Raw genomic sequence first — 21,187 nt, 5'->3', positions numbered from 1 at the left:
GGGGTCGCTCTACCGGTCCCCGAAGATCGTGCGGTGCCAGTCCTTGCGGACCACCGCCGTGTTGTCGAACATTACGTGCTTGACCTGCGTGTACTCCTCGAAGGAATACGTCGACATGTCCTTGCCGTAGCCCGAGGCCTTGTAGCCTCCGTGCGGCATCTCGCTGATGATCGGGATGTGATCGTTGATCCACACGCAGCCCGCCTTGATGTCGCGGGTGGCGCGGTTGGCCCGGTAGACGCTGCCGCTCCAGGCGGAGGCGGCGAGGCCGTAGGGGGTGTCGTTGGCGAGCCGGATGCCCTCGTCGTCGGTGTCGAAGGGCAGGACGACCAGTACGGGTCCGAAGATCTCGGACTGGACGATCTCGCTGTCCTGGGCGGCGCCTGCGATGAGGGTGGGCCGGTAGTAGGCGCCCTTGGCCAGGTCGCCGCCGGGGGCCTCGCCGCCGGTGACCACGCGGGCGTAGGCGCGGGCGCGGTCCACGAAACCGGCGACGCGGTCGCGCTGGGCGTGCGAGATGAGCGGCCCGAGGTCGGTGCCGGGGGCGAACGGGTCGCCGAGCCGCACGGTCTCCATCAGGGCGGCGGTGCGCTCCACGAACGCCTCGTACAGCGGCCGCTGGACATAGGCGCGGGTGGCGGCGGTGCAGTCCTGGCCGGTGTTGATGAGAGCGCCGGCCACGGCCCCGTTGACGGCGGCGTCCAGGTCGGCGTCGTCGAACACGACGAACGGGGCCTTGCCGCCCAGCTCCAGGTGGAGCCGCTTGACGGTGGCGGTGGCGACCTCGGCGACGCGCTTGCCGACGCCGGTGGAGCCGGTGAAGGAGGTCATGGCGACGTCGGCGTGCCCGACCAGGTGCTCACCGGCCTCCCTGCCGGTGCCGGTGACGATGTTGAGCACGCCGTCCGGGAGGCCCGCGGCGGTGGCGGCCTGGGCGAAGAGCAGCGAGGTCAGGGGGGTCAGCTCGGCGGGCTTGAGCACGATGGTGTTGCCCGCGGCGATCGCCGGGAGCACCTTCCAGGCGGCCATCTGGAGCGGGTAGTTCCAGGGCGCGATGGACCCGACGACACCGATCGGCTCGCGCCGGACGTACGACGTGTGGTCGCCGGAGTACTCACCGGCGGACTGCCCCTGGAGGTGCCGGGCGGCGCCCGCGAAGAAGGCGGTGTTGTCGACGGTCCCGGGGACGTCGAACTCGCGGCTGAGCTTGAGCGGCTTGCCGCACTGGAGCGACTCCGCGCGGGCGAAGTCCTCGGCGCGCTCGGCGAGCACGGCGGCGAAGCGGTGCAGGGCGTCCGAGCGCTCGCCGGGGGTGGCCGAGGACCAGCCCGGGAACGCCGCGCGCGCGGCGGCGACGGCCGCGTCGACGTCGTCGGTGCCGGCCAGGTCGTAGGTGTACACCTCGTCGCCGGTGGCCGGGTCGACCACGGCGTGGCGGCGCCCCGAGGTGCCCTTGGTCAGACGGCCGGCGATGAACTGAGCGCCTTCCGCGAAACGGTCCGCTGCGGGAAATCGTTCCTGGCTGGCGGTGCCCGGGTTGTGCATGTCGCTCTCCTCCGCCGATGACCCCCGTCCCGGGGGTGGGTGGCGTAGCTCCAGCTCGATTTGAGTGCCGATCCTGACAGAGCTATAAGCCTCCAACAAGTGATTCCGTTGTTGCCTTTTGGTTACGCGACGGAATCTGTCGACCAGGTGTCGAGTCGGGCGAGGAAAAGCCGGACGGAGTGTCAGTGGTGCGTGCCACACTCGCGTGCATGGGGAGGATCACTGGGCTGGAAGCCCTGGTCAGCGAGGTCCGGGCGGGGTCCCGGATCAAATACCTGCACTTCTGGGGCCATCGCCCCCGGCCGGACGGCAGCATCGGCGCGAGCTGTCTGAGCCAGTGGTGGCCCTCACCCTTCGTGGTCGACGGCAGGCGGTACGCGACGGCGGAGCATTGGATGATGGCCGCGAAGGCCCGCCTCTTCGACGACGCGGAGGCGGAGCGCCATGTCCTCGCCGCGGCGCATCCCGCCCAGGCCAAGAAGGCGGGCCGCCTGGTCCGCGGCTTCGACGAGGCGATATGGGAGCGGGAGCGGTTCCGGATCGTGGTCGAGGGCAGCGTCCACAAGTTCGCCGCCGACCCCGCGCTGCGCGCGTTCCTGGTGAACACGGGCGAGCGGATGCTGGTCGAGGCGAGCCCGGTGGACCGGGTGTGGGGCATCGGCCTGACGGCGGACAGCGAGGCGGCCTTGGACCCGGAGCGCTGGCGGGGGCTGAACCTGCTGGGCTTCGCGCTGATGGAGGCACGAGCGGAACTGACCGGGGGCTAGGCCGGGGCGGGCAAGGGGTGAAGGGGTCAGTCCTGTGCCGTCACCGTCAGCGGCGCCGAGACGGAGTGCAGGGAGCCGTAGTACGGATCGGGGCTGGAGTCGTGGTCGTTGATCGCGGCGGTGATGCCGATCGCGAGGAGCACGATCATGGCGACGCCCACGATGATCCCGATGACGCCCATGATCAGACCGGCCTGGGCCTGGCCGTGGTTGGTCGCCTCGCCGCGCTCGGCCCGGCGCCGTCCCTTGACGCCGAAGACCACCGCGAGGATGCCCAGGATCACGGAGGCGACGCCGTACAGGCAGAACAGGCAGATCGAGAGGATGCCGAGCACCATCGCCGCGGTGCCCATGCCGTTCTGCGGGGTCATCGGCACACCGGTCCAGCCGTAGCCGCCGCCGGCCGGGTAGCCGGGGTAGCCGTAGCCACCCGCGGGCGGCGCGGACACCGGGGGCACGCCGGGGCCGGTGGGCGCGATCGGCGGGGGCGGCACCGGCTCACCCGTGCCGGGGGAGATCCCGCCTCCTGACGACCCTGCTGCGCCAAGCACCGGAACCACCGCAGGCCGGGACCGAGGCGGACAGCCCGGAGGAAACGGCCTCAACTCCGTGACGAGCACTGGGAAACTGACCGACGGGGGCAGGTCGGTCACGGTGGCCTGCTCGTGCACGGACGGCGGCTGCGCCGGGGGCTGTCCCGCACCGGGCGCGGCGGGCTGGTCCTTGTTCAGCGACAGGCCCGGCTCGGGCGGCGCCCACGGGTCATGGCCGCCGCCGGCCGCGCCACTCGACTGCGTTCCGTCTGACACGCGTACTTCCCCCTCGGTCGTTCGTCCCGCCATGCTACGGCCTCCCCGACCCGCCCCGACCGGCCGGTCCCGCCGTCCCGGCGGCGGAGCGGAGCCCGGCCGCACCGCTCGTCCGGCCCCTCCCCGTCCGGCGCCCGCCGCCCCTGCCCCGCGCCCACCCCGGCCGCACGGTTCCTCCACCCCGCGCCACCCGTTCCCACCCAGCATCCGCGCGGCCCTCCCCCCGGCCGGGCCGCGCCCCCACCCGCCTACGATGTCCTCTGACGATCAGCCGATCACCCGCGCCGCGCCCGTGAGGGCCTGTCGGCGCCCCGCCCGGGGAGGCCCCCTTGTCCGACAGTTCCGTACCCGCCACCGGCTCCGCCGACCGCGACCTGCGCGCGTTCATCGCCGGACTGCCCAAGGCCGAACTGCACGTCCACCACGTGGGCTCCGCCTCCCCCCGCATCGTCTCGGAACTGGCCGCACGCCACCGCGACTCCAAGGTGCCCAGCGACCCCGAGGCCCTCGCCGAGTACTTCACCTTCACCGACTTCGCGCACTTCATCGAGGTGTATCTGTCGGTGGTGGACCTGATCCGCACCCCGGAGGACGTCCGGCTGCTCACCTACGAGGTGGCCCGCGACCTGGCCCGCCAGCAGGTGCGCTACGCCGAGCTGACCCTCACCCCGTTCTCCTCCACCCGGCGCGGCATCGACGAGCGCGCCTTCATGGAGGCGATCGAGGACGCCCGCAAGAGCGCGGAGGCCGAGTTCGGCACGGTGCTGCGCTGGTGCTTCGACATCCCCGGGGAGGCCGGGCTCCAGTCGGCGGAAGAGACCGTGCGGCTCGCCACCGACGACCGGATCCGGCCGGAGGGCCTGGTGTCGTTCGGGCTCGGCGGGCCCGAGATCGGCGTGCCCCGCCCGCAGTTCAAGCCGTTCTTCGACCAGGCCATCGCGGCCGGACTGCGCTCGGTCCCGCACTCCGGCGAGACCACGGGCCCCCAGTCGGTGTGGGACGCGCTGAACGAGCTGGGCGCCGAGCGCATCGGACACGGCACCAGCTCCGCGCAGGACCCGGCGCTGCTCGCGCACCTCGCCGAGCGGCGCATCCCGCTGGAGGTCTGCCCGACCTCCAATATCGCCACCCGCGCGGTGCGCACCCTGGACGAGCACCCGATCAGGCAGTTCCAGCAGGCCGGGGTGCTGATCACGATCAACTCCGACGACCCGCCGATGTTCGGCACCGACCTCAACAACGAGTACGCGGTGGCCGCCCGCCTCCTCGACCTGGACGAGCGCGGCGTCGCGGACCTCGCCAAGAACGCGGTCGAGGCGTCCTTCCTGGACCCGGCGGGCAAGGCGCGGCTCGCGGCGGAGATCGACACGTACACCGCCGACCGGCCCGCCGGCTGAGGCACACCACGATCCGCACCACAATGGGGACCATGCAGACCGTGACCGCCGTGGCTCATCGCGGCGACCCCTACCGCTTCCGTGAGAACACCCTCGACTCGCTGCGCTCCGGTCTCGACCGGGGCGCGGACGCCGTGGAGTTCGATGTCCGGCTCACCCGTGACGGGGTGCCCGTGCTGCTGCACGACGACACGCTCGAACGGCTGTGGGAGGTGGCACGGCCGCTGAGCGCGCTGTCCGCCGAGGAGGTGCGCGGGCTCACCGACGGCGGGGTGCCGACGCTGGCCGAGGCGCTCGCGGTGACCGGTGACAGCCGGGTGATGGTGGATCTGTGCGGGCGGGTGACGCGGCGGACGATGGAGCGGATCCTCGACGTGGTCCGGCAGAGCGGGGCCGGGGACCGGGTGTACTACAGCGCGGGCGCCGAGACGATGCTCACCGTGCGCGCCGCCGACCCGGCCGCGGAGATCGCGCTGACCTGGACGACCCTGGCCCCGCCCCGCCCCGCCCTGCTGGCCGCGATCAACCCCCGCTGGCTCAACTACCGCTTCTCCCTGGTCGACCACGACCTGATCGCCCAGGTGCACCGCGCCGGTCGGCTCGTCTCCGTGTGGACCCCGGACACCCGACGCTCGCTGCGCCGCCTGATGGCCCTGGGCGTCGACTCGATCACCACGAACCGCATCGACGCGCTGCACGATCTGCGCTCCCGTTAGGCCAGCGCCTCAAGGCGCTTGATCTTCGCGCGGACGACGTACAGCGGGACGATCCCGAAGACGCCGAAGGACATGTCGATCAGGCTCCACCAGAACGGGATGCCGCGGATCGGGCCGCAGACGAGGGCGAGCGGGACTATGCCGGCGCAGGCGATCATGCCGAACTCGATCACCCAGATGTTGCGCACCGGGTCGCGGTACGGGCCGTAGAAGGCGACGGCGATGACGAGATGGGCGAACGCCAGCCAGTCGGTGCCGTAGAGGACGAACGGGTACTTCGCGTCGACGGCGTCGAGCCCGTCCCGCACCCGCGTGATCCAGTCCATCAGGCCGGGCAGCAGATCCGGCACCCCCAGCGCCCGCAACACGCCCTCCGTCCAGCGCAGTTCATGCACCAGCGGAAAGGCCGTGGCGCCGCTCAGCACCAGGCACACCACGAAGAAGACCAGCCAGCGGCGAATGCCCTTCACCAGGGCGGCTCTGTCGCTCATGGGTAGAGCGTAGCCCTGAATTGAACGCGTTCAAAACCCAAGGGGCGCGATCGCCGAGAGCCTGACCGGCCGCCAATCACGCCCCACTCCCCCCTATGCCTGTACATTTCGGACCACCGTTTCGAGAGGTGGTCGCCGGGCGCCCCGCCGGGAAGGACGGATCCGTCGATGTCATCAACTCCGGTCGGCAGCAGGGAGATCCGAGGGTTCCGGGCCGGTGACGGGCCGCCGCTCGTGGCCGCCTGGTGCCGGAGCGCGCCGGCCGATCCGATCACCCCGGACCGCTTCCGCACCCTCGTGCTGCTCGACGCCAACTTCGACCCCGCCGGGCTCCGGGTCGCCGTGGCCGACGGGCGCGTCCTCGGCGCCGCCTACGCGGTGCGGCGGCTGATCCCGACGCACGGCACCGACCTGGAGCCGGAGCAGGGCTGGATCCCGTTCTTCTTCGTCGACCCCGCCGCCCGCGGGCAGGGTCTCGGCCGCCTGCTGCTGACGGACGCCCTGGACTGGCTGCGCGCACAGGGCCGTACCAGCGTGGACTTCTCCTCCTACACCCCGCACTACATCCTCCCCGGCCTGGACGCCGAGACCTATCCGCAGGCGGCGAAGCTCCTCGACTCGCTCGGGTTCCGGACGCGGTACGAGGCGGCCGCGATGGACCGCTCGCTCGTCGGCCACCGGATGCCGGACGCCGTCGCGCGACGCGCGGACGAACTCACCGCCCAGGGCTACCGGTTCGGCACTCCGGCCGACGACGACCTGGTGGAGCTGATCGCGCTCGCCGGGGACCGGTTCACCCCGGACTGGGCGCGCGTGATCCGGGAATGCCTGGCGGGCGGGGCCCCGTCGGACCGGATCGTCGTCGTCCGGGAGCCCGGGGGGCGGCTGGTGGGGTGGGCGATGCACGGGGCGTACGAGTCGGCCGTCGAGCGGTTCGGGCCGTTCGGGGTGCTCGCGGAGATGCGCGGCACCGGGCTCGGCAAGGTCCTGCTCCACCTGGTGCTGGCCCGGATGCGGGCGCGCGGCGCGCACGGGGCGTGGTTCCTGTGGACCGGCGAGCGGTCACCGGCGGGCCATCTCTACCGCGCCGCCGGGTTCCGCACGACCCGGGTGTTCCGGGTGCTGCGCCGGGAGAGCGCCCGATGACGCGGGCCCAAGGCGGCCCGAACCGGCGGCACTTCGCGCTCGCGCTCCCCGCCGCCCTGCTCACCGCGGGCTGCGCGGCACCGCGCCAGGGCACCGGCCGACCCGGGGACCCGATCGTGCTCACCCTGCTCTCGCACTATTCCAGCGGGGTGCTGAAGAAGGCGCTCCAGGACCCGGTGGACGAGTGGAACGCCACGCACGACCGGGTCAAGGTCCGTACGAAAGCGGTGGAGTTCACCGATCTGCTGACCACGTTCATGGTCCGGCAGGCGGCGGGACAGGGCGCCGACATCATCCAGCCGTACTGCCTGTGGACCGGCCAGCTCGTCCGGGCCGGGGTGCTGCGGCCCGCCCCGCCCGAGCACACGGCGGAGATCCGGCGCGGCTACAGCGCGGCCGCGGTCGCCGCAGCGTCGGTCGGAGGCCGCGTCTACGGCTATCCCACCGAGACGCAGACGTACGCCCTCTACTACAACGCACGGCTGCTGCGCGCGGCCGGCGTCCCCCGACCGCCGCGCACCTGGCCGGAGTTGACCGACGCGGCCGAGCGCACCACGCGCCGGGACCGGTACGGCAACACGCTGGTGCAGGGGTTCGGTCTCTCCTCGTACGACGACTCCACCACCGTCGGCCAGACCCTCGCGCTGCTGAACGCGGCCGGGGGCACCTTCGTGCGCGCGGACGGCCGGGGCACCGCGATCGACTCGGCGGCCGGGCGGGCGGTGTTCGAGCTGGAGCACCGTCTGGTGGCCAAGGGGGCGAGCGCCCCCGGCGTCAATGTCTACCAGGCGTTCCCCGCCGGGCAGGTGGCCATGGTGATCAGTGCGGGCTGGTGGACCGGCAGTCTGAAGCCGCTGATGGGCGCGGGCTACCGAGAGGTCGGCGTCGCCCCCGTGCCCGTCCCCCGCGCGGGCGAGGGGCCCGCCACGCTCTCCACCGGGTTTCTGCTCGGGGTCAACGCGGCCAGCCGATTCCCGCGCGAGGCCTGGGAGTTCCTGCGCTGGCTCAACGCGGAGCGGACCGGCGCGAAGGGCGTGACCCGCATGAGCGCCCTCCAGGTGTCGGTCGGCTCGCTCACCGGCCGGGCCGACGACATGCGGGCGCTGCTCGGCAGGGACGGGGACCCGAATCTGCGGCCGTTCCTGGACGCGCTGGCGTACGCGGTGCCGGAGCCGAACATGCCGGGCGCGCAGCAGGCGAAGACGCTGCTGCGCGCCAATATCGAGGCGCTGTGGACCGGTCAGCAGTCGGTCGAGGAGGCGCTGCGCCGTACGCGCCGGCAGGTCGATCAGGAGGTGTCGCGGCTGTGGTGAACACGCTCGCCCCGGAGCGGGCCGGAGATCCCGCGGCCCGCGTACGGCCGCCGGGCCCCGGTCTCGCCGCGCGCGCCCGCCGCCGTCAGACGGTGGTCGCCTATCTCTTCCTGGCCCCGGTCCTGCTGTTCTTCGCGGTCTTCCTCGTGCTGCCGCTCGGCTTCGCGCTGCTGCTGTCGATGTCGCGCTGGTCCGGGTTCGATCTCGGGGACATCCGACCGGTCGGCCCGGCCAACTTCACGGCGCTGTTCGCCCGGGGATCGACGTTTCTGGCGCCGGTCCTCACCAACACGGTGCTGTTCGCGCTGGGCACGGTGGTCCTCGCGCTCGGTGGCTCGGTGCTCGTCGCCACCTGCGTCGACCGGCTGCGGTTCCAGGGGCTGTGGCGGACGCTGTACTTCCTGCCGATGGTCACGACCGTGGTCGCCGTCGGCAATGTGTGGAAGTACATGTACGAGCCGGGCGGCCTCGTCAACGGCGCGCTGAACGCCCTCGGGCTCGGCTCGGTCGCCTTCCTCCAGGATCCGCACACGGCGCTGCCCGCGGTGGTGGTCGTCCAGGCGTGGGCCTCGGCGGGGTCGGCGATCCTCGTCCTCACGGCGGGGCTGAAGTCGATCCCGCGCTCGTACTACGAGGCCGCGGAGCTGGACGGCGCCGGTACCGGCACGGTCTTCCGGAAGATCACGCTGCCGTTGCTGCGGCCCTCGCTGCTGTTCGTGTGCGTCACCCAATTCCTCACCGGGCTCCAGTCGTTCGCGCTGATCACGGTGATGACCAAGGGCGGTCCCGGTGACGCGACGGCGGTGGCGGCGCTGGAGATGTACCGGCAGGCGTTCTCGTACGGCGACTGGGGCACGGCGAGCGCGGCCGCGTTCGTGCTGTTCGTGGTGGTGCTGGTGATCACGCTGGCGCAGTTGTGGGTGTTCCGGCGCAAGGGGGAGGACGCGTGAGCCGTCGTCGCAAGCGGGTGCCGTGGGTGTCGTACCTCCTGGTCCTGTCCGGTGCCGTGCTCATGGTGGTGCCGTTCCTCGACATGGTGATGACGTCCTTCAAGGGGCCGGGCGAGTCGGGGAGGCTGCCGTACCGCTTCCTCCCCGAAGGGTTCGGCTTCGGCAACTACCGCGCGGCACTCGACCAGTTGGACCTCCCGGTGCTGTTCCGCAACAGCGTCACCGCGACGGCGCTGATCACCGGTTCGGTGCTGCTGACGTCATCGCTCGCCGGGTACGCGCTCGCCAAACTGCGGTTCCGGGGGCGGGACTTCATCTTCCGGCTGGTGCTGGCCACGATGATGTTCCCGCCGTTCCTCTTCTTCATCCCGCACTTCCTGATCCTGGTGCACTGGCCGCTGGCGGGCGGCAACGATCTGCTCGGGCGGGGCGGCGCGGGGCTGACCGTCAGCATCGTGGCGCTCGCGATGCCGTTCCTCGTCAACGGGTTCGGGATCTTCCTGATGCGGCAGTTCATGGTCTCCGTCCCGGACGAGATCCTGGAGGCCGCCCGTCTGGACGGCGCGGGCGAGTTCACCCTCTGGTGGCGCATCGTCCTCCCCCAGACCAAACCGGTCCTCGTCACGCTGGCCCTGCTGACCTTCGTGGACGCCTGGAACGAGTACATCTGGGCCCTGCTGATCTCCACCGCCGACCCGGACGTGATGACCCTCCCGGTCGGCATCCAGCTCCTCCAGGACTACGTCGACCCCACCCGCACCATGCCGGTCGTCATGGCCGCCCTGGTCCTGAGCATCCTCCCGGTCCTCGCCCTCTTCCTGCTGCTCCAGAAGCACTACATCCGGGGCGTGCTGCTCAGCGGTCTGAAGTGAGGCACCAGCGCGCCTCCAGATCCGCGCAGCGGACGGTGATCGAGGCGTCGGTGAGCGCGATCTCGTGCGTACACCCGCCGTCCCCGTCCGGGAGGATCTCGTCCAGCAGCACGGTGTCGACGAGCAGCCAGTCGATGGAGCGGTGGTGGTCGACGGCGAAGTGCCGCACGCCCGAGTAGGTGATGCGCAGCCCCTCCTCGTGCTTCCACCGGTTCGGCGCGAACTCCAGCACCAGTGTGCCGCTCTTGTCGGTGGCGAGGTGGATCCCGGACAGCTCCAGGTCCTTCACACAGCGGGTGGCGCCCGGGATGTCGTAATGCCCGGGGTCGCAGGCGAAGTCCCGCGCGCCGGGCGGCAGTTCAGCGCGGATCTTCGGAAGTTCCGCCAGGTACGCCCGGGGATCCAGGAAGAACCCGTGGTCCTGCCAGACGGCGGTGACGTGTCGCATCCGTGTCCCTCACAGCCCCACGATCTGGTTCCAGCGGCGGGCGAACTCCACGCGTTCCACGGAGGTGATGTCGCGGGCGATGGCGAGACGGGAGCGCATCGTGGAGTCGGGGAAGATCAGGGGGTTGTCGGCGAGGGCCGCGGTGTCCTTGTCGGCGGCATCGGCCAGGACGTCCTTGGCGGCCGGGACCGGGCAGACGTAGTTGACCCAGGCGGCCAGCTTCGCGGCGACCTCGGGCTGGTAGTAGTAGTCGACCAGCCGCTCGGCGTTGGCCTTGTGATCGGCCCGGTCGGGGATCATCAGGGAGTCCGACCACAGCTCGGCGCCCTCCTCGGGGACGACGAAGCGGATGTCGGGGTTGTCCGCCTGGAGCTGGATGACGTCGCCCGAGTACGCCTGGCAGGCCAGGACGTCGCCGCTGACCAGGTCCTTGGTGTAGTCGTTACCGGTGAAGCGGCGGATCTGGCCCCGGCGGACCTGCCGTTCCACCTCGTCGCACATGGTGTGGAAGTCGTGCGCGGTCCACTTGGTGACGTCCACGCCGTTGCCCTGCATCAGCAGCGCGAAGGACTCGTCCAGGCCGGACAGGAGGGTGACCCGGCCCTTGAGGCCGGGCGCCCAGAGGTCCTTGACCGCACGGATCTCGCGGCCGAGCTTCTTGCGGTTGTAGGCGATGCCGGTGATCCCGGACTGCCACGGCACGGTGTACCTGCGGCCCTTGTCGAAGGCGGGCGTGCGCAGCAGCGGGTCGAGGTACCTCGCCACGTTCGGCTGGTGCGCGCGGTCCATCTCCTGCACCCAGCCCAGCCGTACGAACCGGGCGCACATCCAGTCGCTGATGACGATCAGATCGCGCCCGGTGGACTGGTGGTTCATCAGCGCGGGGCTGATCTTGCCGAAGAACTCGTCGTTGTCGTTGATCTCCTCGGCGTACTCCACCCGTATCCCGGTGCGCTTCTCGAACGCGTCGAGGGTGGGCCGACGGTTCGGGTTCTTGTCGTCGGTGTCGATGTACAGCGGCCAGTTCGCCCAGGTCAGCCGGTGATCGGTGGCGGAGACGTCGCTCACCGAGCGATCGCCTGCCCGGACGTAGGCGGCGGGCACTCCACAGCCGGCCAGCGCGCCGAGCGCGGCGGTGCCGCCGAGCGCGCGCAGCAGGGAACGGCGGGACACGGTCGTACGCGAAGAAGTCTGGGGCACCCCGGAAGGATGCCGCTCCCCCGTCCGGGCACACAATCGACGCTGCGTCGAGCGGGGAGCGCCCTGTCCGACACCTTGTCGATCAGTCGGGTTCACCAAAAGGCGGCCCCCGCACAGGAAGGTGAACCTGTGCGGGGGCCGCCGGTGATGTTCCGGGAGGACTAGCCCAGCGACGTCATCACGTGCTTGATCCGGGTGTAGTCCTCGAAGCCGTACGCCGAGAGGTCCTTGCCGTAGCCGGACTTCTTGAAGCCGCCGTGCGGCATCTCCGCGACCAGCGGGATGTGGGTGTTGATCCACACGCAGCCGAAGTCCATCTTCTTGGACATGCGCATCGCGCGGGCATGGTCCTTGGTCCACACCGAGGAGGCCAGGGCGTACTCCACGCCGTTGGCGAACTCCAGGGCCTGGTCCTCGTCCGTGAAGGACTGGACGGTGATGACCGGCCCGAAGACCTCCTTCTGGATGATCTCGTCGTCCTGCTTGACACCGGAGACCACGGTCGGCGCGAAGAAGTAGCCCTTGTCGCCGACCCGCTTGCCACCGGCCTCCACCCGCGCGTGCGCGGGCAGCCGCTCGATGAAGCCCTCGACCTGCTTGAGCTGGTTGGGGTTGTTCAGCGGGCCGTAGAGCACGTCCTCGTCGTCCGGCTGCCCGGTCTTGGTCTCCTCGGCGGCCTTGGCCAGCGCGGCCACGAACTCGTCGTGGATCGACTCATGGACGAGGACGCGGCAGGCGGCCGTACAGTCCTGGCCGGCGTTGAAGAAGCCCGCCACCGAGATGTCCTCGACGGCCTTGGCGATGTCGGTGTCCTCGAAGACGACGACCGGCGCCTTGCCGCCCAGCTCCAGGTGGACCCGCTTGAGGTCCTTGGACGCGGACTCGGCGACCGACATGCCGGCGCGCACGGAGCCGGTGATGGAGGCCATCGCCGGGGTCTCGTGCTCGACCATCAGACGGCCGGTGTCACGGTCGCCGCAGATGACGTTGAAGACGCCCTTGGGCAGCACCGAGCCGATGATCTCCGCGATCAGCACCGAGGAGGCGGGGGTGGTGTCCGAGGGCTTGAGGACGACGGTGTTGCCCGCGGCGAGCGCCGGGGCGAACTTCCATACGGCCATCATCATCGGGTAGTTCCACGGCGCGACCTGGGCGCAGACGCCGATCGGCTCGCGGCGGATGATCGAGGTCAGCCCCTCCATGTACTCGCCGGCCGAGCGGCCCTCCAGCATCCGCGCCGCACCGGCGAAGAAGCGGATCTGGTCGACCATCGGCGGGATCTCCTCGGAGCGGGTGAGCCCGGTGGGCTTGCCCGTGTTCTCCACCTCCGCCGCGATCAGCTCCTCGGCCCGCTCCTCGAACGCGTCCGCGATCTTCAGCAGGGCGCGCTGGCGCTCGGCCGGCGTGGCGTCGCGCCAGGCGGGGAAGGCGCGGGCGGCGGCCTCCATGGCGGCGTCCACGTCCGCCGGTCCGGACAGCGGCGCGGTCGAGTACGCCTCACCGGTCGCGGGGTTGACCACCTCGGTGGTCCGTCCGTCGGCGGCGTCCCGGAACTCACCGTCGATGTAGTTGCGCAGACGACGCAGCTCGGTGCTCACTGCCGGCCTCCTGATCTGGTTCGAGGGTTCGAGCGGCCCAGCCCGGACGGCCGCTGGGGCTGTCCGATCACTGAGACACCCCACCCTAGTCGGCACCCCCACGTTTTCAACACCCCCAGCCCGGCCACTTCTGCGAAATCCGCAAGCTTTGATCCCTCAAACAACGAATTTCATCGATCGGGGCTTGCGAAACTGACGAGACCTCGTGCACAGTGAGCGCGTGGCCAGTCGAAGCGCAGACCAGAGGGACTCCTCCCGCGAGTCCAGGAACGGCAGTCCCACGTTGGACGCCGTCTCCCTCGCCATCATTCAGCAGCTCCAGGAGGACGGCCGTCGGCCGTACGCCGCGATCGGCAAGGCCGTCGGCCTGTCGGAGGCGGCCGTGCGCCAGCGCGTCCAGAAGCTGCTGGACCAGGGCGTGATGCAGATCGTCGCCGTCACGGACCCGCTCACCGTGGGCTTCCGGCGGCAGGCGATGGTGGGCATCCACGTCGAGGGCGATGTCGAGTCGATCGCTGACGTGCTGACTGACATGTCGGAAGTCGAGTACGTGGTGATGACCGCGGGCTCGTTCGACATCCTCGCCGAGATCGTCTGCGAGGACGACGACCACCTGCTGGACGTCATCAACAAACGCATCCGGGCACTGCCCGGCGTGCGCTCCACCGAAAGCTTCGTATACATGAAGCTGAAGAAGCAGACCTACATGTGGGGAACCCGATAACCGTGACCCAGAAGGACCTCAGCCGCACCGCGTACGACCACCTGTGGATGCACTTCACCCGCATGTCCTCGTACGAGAACTCTCCCGTCCCGACGATCGTCCGGGGCGAGGGCACCTACGTCTACGACGACAAGGGCAAGCGCTACCTCGACGGTCTCGCGGGCCTGTTCGTGGTCCAGGCCGGGCACGGCCGCACGGAGCTCGCCGAGACCGCGTTCAAGCAGGCCCAGGAGCTGGCCTTTTTCCCGGTGTGGTCGTACGCCCACCCGAAGGCCGTCGAGCTCGCCGAGCGCCTCGCCGACTACGCCCCCGGCGACCTGAACAAGGTCTTCTTCACCACCGGTGGCGGCGAGGCCGTCGAGACCGCCTGGAAGCTGGCCAAGCAGTACTTCAAGCTGACCGGCAAGCCCACCAAGTACAAGGTCATCTCCCGCGCGGTCGCCTACCACGGCACCCCGCAGGGCGCCCTGTCCATCACCGGCCTGCCGGGCCTGAAGGCCCCCTTCGAGCCGCTGGTGCCGGGCGCGCACAAGGTGCCGAACACCAACATCTACCGCGCGCCGCTCTTCGGTGACGACCCGGAGGCCTTCGGCCGCTGGGCCGCCGACCAGATCGAGCAGGAGATCCTGTTCGAGGGCCCGGACACCGTCGCCGCGGTCTTCCTGGAGCCGGTGCAGAACGCCGGTGGCTGCTTCCCGCCGCCGCCCGGCTACTTCCAGCGCGTGCGCGAGATCTGCGACAAGTACGACGTGCTGCTCGTCTCCGACGAGGTCATCTGCGCCTTCGGCCGCCTCGGCACGATGTTCGCGTGCGACAAGTTCGGCTACGTGCCGGACATGATCACCTGCGCCAAGGGCATGACCTCGGGCTACTCCCCGATCGGCGCCTGCATCGTCTCCGACCGCCTGGCGGAGCCGTTCTACAAGGGTGACAACACCTTCCTGCACGGCTACACCTTCGGCGGCCACCCGGTCTCCGCGGCCGTGGGCCTCGCCAACCTCGACCTGTTCGAGCGCGAGAACCTCAACCAGCACGTGCTGGACAACGAGGGCAACTTCCTCCAGACACTGCAGAAGCTGCACGACCTGCCGATCGTCGGCGACGTCCGCGGCAACGGCTTCTTCTACGGCATCGAGCTGGTGAAGGACAAGGCCACCAAGGAGTCCTTCAGCGACGAGGAGACCGAGCGCGTCCTGTACGGCTTCCTCTCCAAGGCGCTGTTCGAGAACGGCCTGTACTGCCGTGCCGACGACCGCGGCGACCCGGTCATCCAGCTCGCCCCGCCGCTGATCTCCAACCAGGAGACGTTCGACGAGATCGAGCAGATCCTGCGGGCCACCCTCACGGAGGCGTGGACCAAGCTGTAATCAGCTGACGGTGTGACCGCGACCGGCCCCGGAGCCGCCCGTTCGAGTGAGAACGGGGGCCCGGGGCCGTGTGCTGTCCGGCCACCGTGCGGCGGCTGCCTAGCGTGCCAGTGACCGATCGGCCCTGCCTTCGTTCCCCCATATGGAGGAACGGGCACGGGAAAACGGATCAGAACCGAGGTGTACGCCCATGGAGGCTCCGCCGGACAACGACGTGCTGTGGGCACGGTCCCTGCACTTCACGCACCCCGACGGCTCCCCCGGTCTCGCCGGGGTCTCGATCGCCGTCCGGGAGGGCGAGATCCTCGCCGTCAGCGGCCCCCGGGGCAGCGGCAAGACGACCCTGCTGCGGTGTCTGTCCGGCCTGGAGCGGGTGCGCGAGGGCGAGGTCTGGTTCAACAGCACGCCCGTGCACACCCTCGGCCCGGCGCACCGCGAGCGGCTGCGCCGCGACCGCTTCTGCTGGATCGGCCCCGAGCCGGGCCTGGTGCCCGAGCTGAACGCCTGGGAGAACACGGCGCTGCCGCTGATGCTGCGCGGCACCAGCCGCCGCCGGGCCAAGGCCACCGCGCTGGAGTGGCTGGAGCGCCTGGACATCGGGGAGGTGGCCCGCAAGCGCCCGCACCGGCTGCGCCAGTCCGAACGCCAGCGGATCTCCATCGCCCGCGCGCTGGCCCCTGCGCCCACCGTGCTGTTCGCCGACGAGCCGACGGCCCCGCTGCACCGCGCCGACCGCGGCCATGTGCTGCGCACCCTCACCAGCGCCGCCCGCTCGCACGGCATCACCGTGGTCCTCGCCACCCACGACCCGGAGACCGCGGCCCTCGCCGACCGCACGGTGAACCTGCTGGACGGCCGGCCGGTGCGGACCGTACACCTGCCGGAGGTCCCCGACCCGGAAGGCCGGGCCGCGTGCTCGATCTCCGTCTGACCCGCGCGGCCCGGCCCGCCGTCCAGCTGCGCCGCCTGCTGGTGGCGGCGGCCTCGGCGGGCACCGGGTTCCTGCTGCTGTCCTGCCTCGGCTACGCCCTGAAGCGCCCCGAGGCCGCCGGCTCGGGCGCGCTGCGGCTGGCCTGGTGCGGGGTGCCGGTCGCCGCGACGGTGTACCTCGCCCTCGCCGTGGCCCGCACCGACCCCGGTACCCGCCCGCGCCCCGGCCTCTCCGCCATCGGCCTCGGCCCGGCCCGGCTGATGGCCGTCTCCGCCCTGGTCACGGCCCTGTCCACCACCCTGGGCTCGCTCGTCGCCCTCTCCCTCTTCCTGCATCTGCGGGGCGATCTGACGGGGCTGCCGTTCGACGGCGCGGCCGCGTCCTTCCTGGCCGCCGGGAAGGCCCTCCCGCTCGCGGCGACCGTGACCCTGCTGGCGGTGGTACCGGTGGTGGCGACGGTCGCGGTGGCGCTGGCGCTGCGGCCGAGGGACCCACGGCCGGTGGTGCGGCCGCAGCGAAGGTATCTGCCGTTCGTCCGGCAGGCCGGTGGTGCGGCCGCGGGCGGTTCGGCGGGCGGTTCGGCCGCGGGTGGCCGGACCGCGGAGGCGGAGGCGGAGGCGGCGGGCGGCGGGCGCGGCTCCGCCGGGGAAGGCGGCCCGGCAGCCCGGGGCGGCGTGATCGACCCGCGGTTCACACCGCCGTCGACCGCCGCCAAGGACGACGACAAAGGCCCCGGCGACACCCCCTTTGGCCTCCCCTGGGCGGTGGCCCTCGTCGCCGCCGGTCTCACCGCCCAGGCGTACGCGGGCCGCAGGCCCCCCGCCCCCGTCTTCACCTTCACCGCCGCCCCCACCGGCGCCGGTCTCTTCCTGCTCGGCTGGCTCCTCACCGCCGTCGGCCTGGTCCTGGCCGCCCCCGGCCTCACCCACCTGTGCGGCCGGCTCCTGCAGTGCGCCCGCCCCGGCGCCCTCCGCCTCCTCGCGGGCCGGGGCCTGATGGCGGAGGCCACCAGGATCGGCCGCCCCCTCGGCATCCTGTGCGCGGTCACCGCCACCGGGTACGCCATGACCACCCTGTACGACTCCCCCGGCCGCCCCTTCGGCCCGCTGAGCGCCCTCGGCGCACTGGTCGTCGCCGGTTGCGCCTTCGCCACTTTGCTGACCGTGGCCGTCGAAACCCGCCAGAGCCGCGCCGAGACCACCGACGCGCTGCTGCGCCTCGGCGCCCCCGCGACGGTGCTGCGCGGCGCCGCCGCCCTGCGCGCGTTCGCCCTGCTGGCCTTCTTCGCACCGCTCACCCTGGCGATCGCCGCGCTGGCCGCCTTTCCGCTGACCCGCTGACCCGCTGACCCACTGAAGGCTTGAAGACGTGAAGGGTTGGGGGCTGCTTGGGGGGCGTCGCCGCCCACGGACCCGCGCCCGGCACTCCCGAAGCGCCCCGCGCGGCGCTCATCCGAAGTTCGAGTTCTCCAGCCAGAACTCCAGCACCGCACGCTCTCCCACGACTTCGAGCCCCGGCGCGTCCAGGGGCAGCCGCTGGTAGAAGGCGAGCAGCACCGAGGTCAGCGGCCCGCGCAACGCGACCGTCGCCTTCTCGTGGCCGCGCCGCCAGCTGACCCCCTTCTCGTCCATCTCGACCAGCCACTCGGCGTTCAACTCCGGCTCGGCGTCGGTGGCGTGCAGATGGATGCCGCGGGCGGGCCCGCGCAGCTCCGCGGCCCATGGTCGGGCGCCGGTGCGCTGCACCCACTCCACCAGCTCAAGCCACTCGTCCAGCGCGTCGACGGCGATGTCCGGCGCGAGCTCGTACGGCGCCCCCGCGGTGAGCGCCGCGTCGGCGCGGTGGACGGTGATCTCATGGGTCATCCGGCGCGCCCAGAAACCGCTGGTGACCATGCCGGTCCAGCTCCACACCCCGAGGTCGGGGCCCGCCTCGCGCAGCGCGCCGACGACCAGTTCGCCGCACTCCCCGAGCCACGCGTCCAGCGCGGCCGGATCGCCCTGCTGCTCGGGGCCGCCGCCGAGCGGAATCCGGTCCCACGGGATCATCTCCTGGGCCCGCTCCCGCACCAGCGTGCCGGACCAGCGCAGGGCGCCGCCCATGTGTCGTACGAGCCGTTCCAGTGACCACTCCGGGCAGGTCGGGACCGTGGCCGACAGATCCGCGCCGGAGGCGATCAGTTCCCTCAACTGGCCTACTTGGAGGGCGATTTCGTCGCAGTACCGCTCATGCGCGAGGTAGGTCATGGGCCCACCCTAGGCGGCGGCGTTCAGTCGAGCACGACGATTTCGGCGGCGTCGAACTCCGCGCCCACCGTGTCCCCGCTCTCCGGCGCGTCCCGCAGCGCGCAGGCCGCTTCGAGGCGGGGGCCGTCCTGGGGCTGGAGGTGGACGGCGACATGGGTGCCCTTGAAGGTGCGGGCGGCGACCGTGCAGGTCAGCCCGGTGTCGGCGGGGACGAGGCGCACCCCGGCGGGCCGGACGAGCAGGGTCCGCGCACCCTGCGGGGCGTCCTGCGGGACCGGCAGTTTGCCCCAGGGGCTGTCGGCGACCGTACCCGAGACCGTCGCCGGGACCACGTTCTCGAAGCCGAGGAAGTGGGCCACGAACGCGTCGGCGGGGCGCTGCCAGACGTCAAGTGGGGCCCCGGACTGGGCGATCCGGCCGTCCCGCATCACCACCACCCGGTCGGCCAGCGCGAACGCCTCGCCCTGATCATGGGTGACGGCGAGCACGGTCGTACCCAACCGCCCGAAGAGTTCGCGGAGTTCGACCACGAGGCGTTCGCGCAGCGAGCGGTCGAGCTGGCCGAGGGGTTCGTCCAGCATCAGCAGCCGGGGCCGGGGGGCGAGCGCACGGGCGAGGGCGACGCGCTGCTGCTCGCCGCCGGACAGCGCGGCCACCGCCCGGCGGGCCGCGCCCGGCAGCCCGACCAGTTCCAGCAACTCGCCCACCCGGGCGTCCCGTTCGTCCTTCGCCACGCCGTGCATCCGCAGCCCGAACGCCACATTGGCACCGGCGTCGCGCTGCGGGAAGAGCTGGTGGTCCTGGAACATCAGGCCGACCCCGCGCTGATGCGCGGGCACCCCGCCCTGGTCCCGCCCGGCGAGCGACACCCGCCCGGCGTCCAGGGGCTGGAGCCCGGCGACCGCCCGCAGCAGGGTGGACTTGCCGCTGCCGCTGGGCCCGAGCACGCACACCACCTCGTGCTCGGCGACCTCCAGGTCCACCGCGTCCAGCACGGGCCGCCCGCCGAAGCGCACGGTCGCGCCCTGAAGGCTCAGCATCAGAACTCCCCTGTCCGGTCCGTCCGCAGCCGTTCCAGGAGGAGCAGGGCGGCGGCGCACACCACCATCAGAATGGTCGAAAGGGCCATCGCCTGGCCGTAGTTGAGATCGCCGGGGCGGCTGAGCAGCCGGGCCACGGCGACCGGCAGGGTCGGGTTGTCGGGCCGGGCGATGAACACGGTCGCGCCGAACTCGCCGAGCGAGACGGCGAACGCGAACCCGGCCGCGACCAGCAACGCCCGCCGCACCAGCGGGAGATCGATCTCCCGCCACACCCGCCAGGGCGAGGCCCCGAGCACGGCCGCGGCCTCCCGCAGCCGGGTGTCGACGGCGCGCAGCACCGGCAGCATGGTGCGGACCACGAACGGGGCGCCGACCAGGGCCTGGGCGAGCGGCACCAGGATCCAGGACTGGCGCAGGTCCAGCGGCGGCTTGTCGAGGGCGATCAGGAAGCCGAAGCCGACGGTCACGGCGGACACCCCGAGCGGCAGCATCAGCAGCGCGTCGAAGCCCCGTACCAGACGGCCCGCGTCCCGGCGGGCCAGCGCGGCGGCGGCGAGGCCACCGATCAGCACGGCGATGGCGGTGGCGGCGACGGCGTACTGGAGCGAGGTCCACACCGCGTGCACCGGCGCCACCAGGAACGTACCGCCGTCGGTGCGGGTCAGTGCCCGGTAGTAGCCGAAGCCGGGGGCGTCCAGGGAGCGGCGGACGAGGACGGCGAGCGGCAGCACCAGGAGCAGCGCCACGGTGGCGAGGACGCCCGCGAGCAGGGCCCGCTGCCCGGCGCCGCGCGGCCGGCGCGCGGTGAGCCGGGGGTCGACCAGGCGCAGGGCGCTCTCCCGGCGTCGTACCGTCCAGGCGTGCACGCCGAGGATCGCGCCGACGGCGGCGAACTGGACGAGGGTGAGGACGGCGGCCGTGGTCAGGTCGAAGACCTCGGAGGTCTGCCGGTAGATCTCCACTTCGAGGGTGGAGAAGGTGGGGCCGCCGAGGATCTGGACGACGCCGAAGGAGGTGAAGGTGAACAGGAACACCATCAGCGCGGCGGCGGCCACGGCGGGCGCGAGGGCGGGCAGGGTCACCTTCCGCCAGGCGGCGAACGGTGAGGCGCCGAGCATCCGCGCGGCCTCCTCCTGGCGCACATCGAGCTGGGCCCACAGTCCGCCCACGGTCCGTACGACCACCGCGTAGTTGAAGAAGACGTGCGCGAGCAGGATCGCCCACACGGTGGTGTCCAGGCGTACGCCCCACAGCTGGTCGAGCAGTCCGCCGTGGCCGACGAGCGCGAGGAAGGCGCTGCCGGCGACGACGGTGGGCAGCACGAACGGGACGGTGACCACGGCCCGCAGCACCTGTTTGCCGGGGAAGTCGAGGCGGGCGAAGACGAACGCGGCGGGCAGCGCGAGCAGCAGGGTGAGCGCGGTGGAGGCGAGCGCCTGCCAGGTGGTGAACCACAGCACATGCCGGATGTCCGGCTGGCTGACCACGTCCGCGATCCGCCCGAGCTGCCAGCCGCCGCCGGTCTTCAGGCCGCGGGCCACGATCGCGGCGACGGGCCAGGCGAAGAACAGCGCGAAGAACGCGACGGGCAGGGCCATCAGCCCCAGCCGCGCCGCGCTCCCGC

Annotated in this window: 20 protein-coding genes; 11 read left to right on the top strand and 9 right to left on the bottom strand. The window is 71.8% G+C overall.

Annotation, left to right across the window (positions count from 1 at the left end; translation table 11 throughout):
- Nucleotides 1-9 precede the first annotated feature (9 nt).
- On the bottom strand, nucleotides 10-1,545 hold the full coding sequence (locus tag ACLF5H_RS08260; protein WP_421675399.1) for a gamma-aminobutyraldehyde dehydrogenase: 1,536 nt from the start codon (nucleotides 1,543-1,545) through the stop codon (nucleotides 10-12).
- A 209-nt stretch (nucleotides 1,546-1,754) separates the two neighbouring features.
- Here ACLF5H_RS08260 and ACLF5H_RS08255 point away from each other — a divergent pair, with 209 nt between their 5' ends.
- Nucleotides 1,755-2,312, top strand: coding sequence for an NADAR family protein (locus ACLF5H_RS08255; RefSeq protein WP_421675398.1), 558 nt, complete (start codon nucleotides 1,755-1,757; stop codon nucleotides 2,310-2,312).
- 26 nt (nucleotides 2,313-2,338) lie between these two features.
- Here the strand turns inward: ACLF5H_RS08255 and ACLF5H_RS08250 are convergent, their stop codons facing one another.
- Entirely contained in the window at nucleotides 2,339-3,121 is a 783-nt protein-coding gene (locus ACLF5H_RS08250; protein WP_421675397.1) for a DUF4190 domain-containing protein, read from the bottom strand.
- Between the two features lie 329 nt (nucleotides 3,122-3,450).
- Here ACLF5H_RS08250 and ACLF5H_RS08245 point away from each other — a divergent pair, with 329 nt between their 5' ends.
- Together ACLF5H_RS08245 and ACLF5H_RS08240 are read left to right on the top strand one after the other, a co-directional pair.
- Nucleotides 3,451-4,518 carry an adenosine deaminase gene (locus ACLF5H_RS08245; RefSeq protein WP_421675396.1) on the top strand — a complete coding sequence of 356 codons (1,068 nt, stop codon included), beginning with the start codon at nucleotides 3,451-3,453 and terminating at the stop codon, nucleotides 4,516-4,518.
- 32 nt (nucleotides 4,519-4,550) lie between these two features.
- Complete coding sequence (locus tag ACLF5H_RS08240; protein WP_421675395.1) at nucleotides 4,551-5,234, top strand: glycerophosphodiester phosphodiesterase; 684 nt, start codon at nucleotides 4,551-4,553, stop codon at nucleotides 5,232-5,234.
- Here the strand turns inward: ACLF5H_RS08240 and ACLF5H_RS08235 are convergent.
- Nucleotides 5,231-5,725 (bottom strand): hypothetical protein, encoded by a 495-nt coding sequence (locus ACLF5H_RS08235; RefSeq protein WP_421675394.1) that lies wholly within the window; start codon nucleotides 5,723-5,725, stop codon nucleotides 5,231-5,233. The two genes, ACLF5H_RS08240 and ACLF5H_RS08235, sit on opposite strands and share 4 nt — an antisense overlap.
- A gap of 168 nt (nucleotides 5,726-5,893) precedes the next feature.
- Between ACLF5H_RS08235 and ACLF5H_RS08230 the strand changes: the two genes are divergently transcribed.
- The 4 genes from ACLF5H_RS08230 to ACLF5H_RS08215 are packed head-to-tail and all read left to right on the top strand — an operon-like array spanning nucleotide 5,894 to nucleotide 10,006.
- Complete coding sequence (locus ACLF5H_RS08230; RefSeq protein WP_421675393.1) at nucleotides 5,894-6,871, top strand: GNAT family N-acetyltransferase; 978 nt, start codon at nucleotides 5,894-5,896, stop codon at nucleotides 6,869-6,871.
- Entirely contained in the window at nucleotides 6,868-8,184 is a 1,317-nt protein-coding gene (locus ACLF5H_RS08225; protein ID WP_421675392.1) for an extracellular solute-binding protein, read from the top strand. The genes ACLF5H_RS08230 and ACLF5H_RS08225 overlap by 4 nt, the downstream gene beginning before the upstream one ends.
- Nucleotides 8,181-9,134: a carbohydrate ABC transporter permease gene (locus ACLF5H_RS08220; RefSeq protein WP_421675391.1), complete on the top strand. Its 954-nt coding sequence runs from the start codon at nucleotides 8,181-8,183 to the stop codon at nucleotides 9,132-9,134. Before ACLF5H_RS08225 ends, ACLF5H_RS08220 begins: the two co-directional genes overlap by 4 nt.
- Nucleotides 9,131-10,006: a carbohydrate ABC transporter permease gene (locus ACLF5H_RS08215; protein ID WP_421675390.1), complete on the top strand. Its 876-nt coding sequence runs from the start codon at nucleotides 9,131-9,133 to the stop codon at nucleotides 10,004-10,006. Before ACLF5H_RS08220 ends, ACLF5H_RS08215 begins: the two co-directional genes overlap by 4 nt.
- On the opposite strand, the gene ACLF5H_RS08210 is transcribed toward ACLF5H_RS08215, so the two are convergent.
- The 3 genes from ACLF5H_RS08210 to ACLF5H_RS08200 all read right to left on the bottom strand — a co-directional run bounded on the left by ACLF5H_RS08210 (nucleotide 9,990) and on the right by ACLF5H_RS08200 (nucleotide 13,252).
- Complete coding sequence (locus tag ACLF5H_RS08210) at nucleotides 9,990-10,454, bottom strand: hypothetical protein (protein WP_421675389.1); 465 nt, start codon at nucleotides 10,452-10,454, stop codon at nucleotides 9,990-9,992. The two genes, ACLF5H_RS08215 and ACLF5H_RS08210, sit on opposite strands and share 17 nt — an antisense overlap.
- Before the next feature lie 9 nt (nucleotides 10,455-10,463).
- Nucleotides 10,464-11,654: an extracellular solute-binding protein gene (locus ACLF5H_RS08205; protein WP_421675388.1), complete on the bottom strand. Its 1,191-nt coding sequence runs from the start codon at nucleotides 11,652-11,654 to the stop codon at nucleotides 10,464-10,466.
- Between the two features lie 161 nt (nucleotides 11,655-11,815).
- Complete coding sequence (locus ACLF5H_RS08200; RefSeq protein ID WP_421675387.1) at nucleotides 11,816-13,252, bottom strand: gamma-aminobutyraldehyde dehydrogenase; 1,437 nt, start codon at nucleotides 13,250-13,252, stop codon at nucleotides 11,816-11,818.
- A gap of 205 nt (nucleotides 13,253-13,457) precedes the next feature.
- On the opposite strand from ACLF5H_RS08200, the gene ACLF5H_RS08195 reads away from it, so the two are divergent.
- The 4 genes from ACLF5H_RS08195 (at nucleotide 13,458) to ACLF5H_RS08180 (ending at nucleotide 17,614) form a co-directional block, all read left to right on the top strand.
- Complete coding sequence (locus tag ACLF5H_RS08195; RefSeq protein ID WP_421675386.1) at nucleotides 13,458-13,976, top strand: Lrp/AsnC family transcriptional regulator; 519 nt, start codon at nucleotides 13,458-13,460, stop codon at nucleotides 13,974-13,976.
- Entirely contained in the window at nucleotides 13,961-15,343 is a 1,383-nt protein-coding gene (locus ACLF5H_RS08190; protein WP_078967303.1) for an aspartate aminotransferase family protein, read from the top strand. The genes ACLF5H_RS08195 and ACLF5H_RS08190 overlap by 16 nt, the downstream gene beginning before the upstream one ends.
- A gap of 190 nt (nucleotides 15,344-15,533) precedes the next feature.
- Complete coding sequence (locus ACLF5H_RS08185; protein WP_421675385.1) at nucleotides 15,534-16,274, top strand: ABC transporter ATP-binding protein; 741 nt, start codon at nucleotides 15,534-15,536, stop codon at nucleotides 16,272-16,274.
- Nucleotides 16,256-17,614, top strand: coding sequence for a hypothetical protein (locus ACLF5H_RS08180; RefSeq protein WP_421675384.1), 1,359 nt, complete (start codon nucleotides 16,256-16,258; stop codon nucleotides 17,612-17,614). The genes ACLF5H_RS08185 and ACLF5H_RS08180 overlap by 19 nt, the downstream gene beginning before the upstream one ends.
- A 108-nt stretch (nucleotides 17,615-17,722) precedes the next feature.
- Here the strand turns inward: ACLF5H_RS08180 and ACLF5H_RS08175 are convergent, their stop codons facing one another.
- From ACLF5H_RS08175 to ACLF5H_RS08165, 3 genes are read right to left on the bottom strand one after another with little or no spacing between them, the layout of a single operon-like run.
- A complete protein-coding gene (locus tag ACLF5H_RS08175) occupies nucleotides 17,723-18,520 on the bottom strand; it encodes a maleylpyruvate isomerase family mycothiol-dependent enzyme (protein ID WP_421675383.1) in 798 nt (265 codons plus the stop codon).
- A gap of 23 nt (nucleotides 18,521-18,543) precedes the next feature.
- Nucleotides 18,544-19,563 (bottom strand): ABC transporter ATP-binding protein, encoded by a 1,020-nt coding sequence (locus ACLF5H_RS08170; RefSeq protein ID WP_421675464.1) that lies wholly within the window; start codon nucleotides 19,561-19,563, stop codon nucleotides 18,544-18,546.
- Nucleotides 19,560-21,161 carry an ABC transporter permease gene (locus ACLF5H_RS08165; protein ID WP_421675463.1) on the bottom strand — a complete coding sequence of 534 codons (1,602 nt, stop codon included), beginning with the start codon at nucleotides 21,159-21,161 and terminating at the stop codon, nucleotides 19,560-19,562. Before ACLF5H_RS08165 ends, ACLF5H_RS08170 begins: the two co-directional genes overlap by 4 nt.
- Nucleotides 21,162-21,187 lie beyond the last annotated feature (26 nt).

Source organism: Streptomyces sp. LaBMicrA B280, from assembly GCF_049222185.1.
GTDB lineage: Bacteria > Actinomycetota > Actinomycetes > Streptomycetales > Streptomycetaceae > Streptomyces > Streptomyces murinus.
The sequence above is the reverse complement of the archived record's forward strand: the minus strand, read 5'-3'. Positions and strand labels throughout refer to the sequence as shown.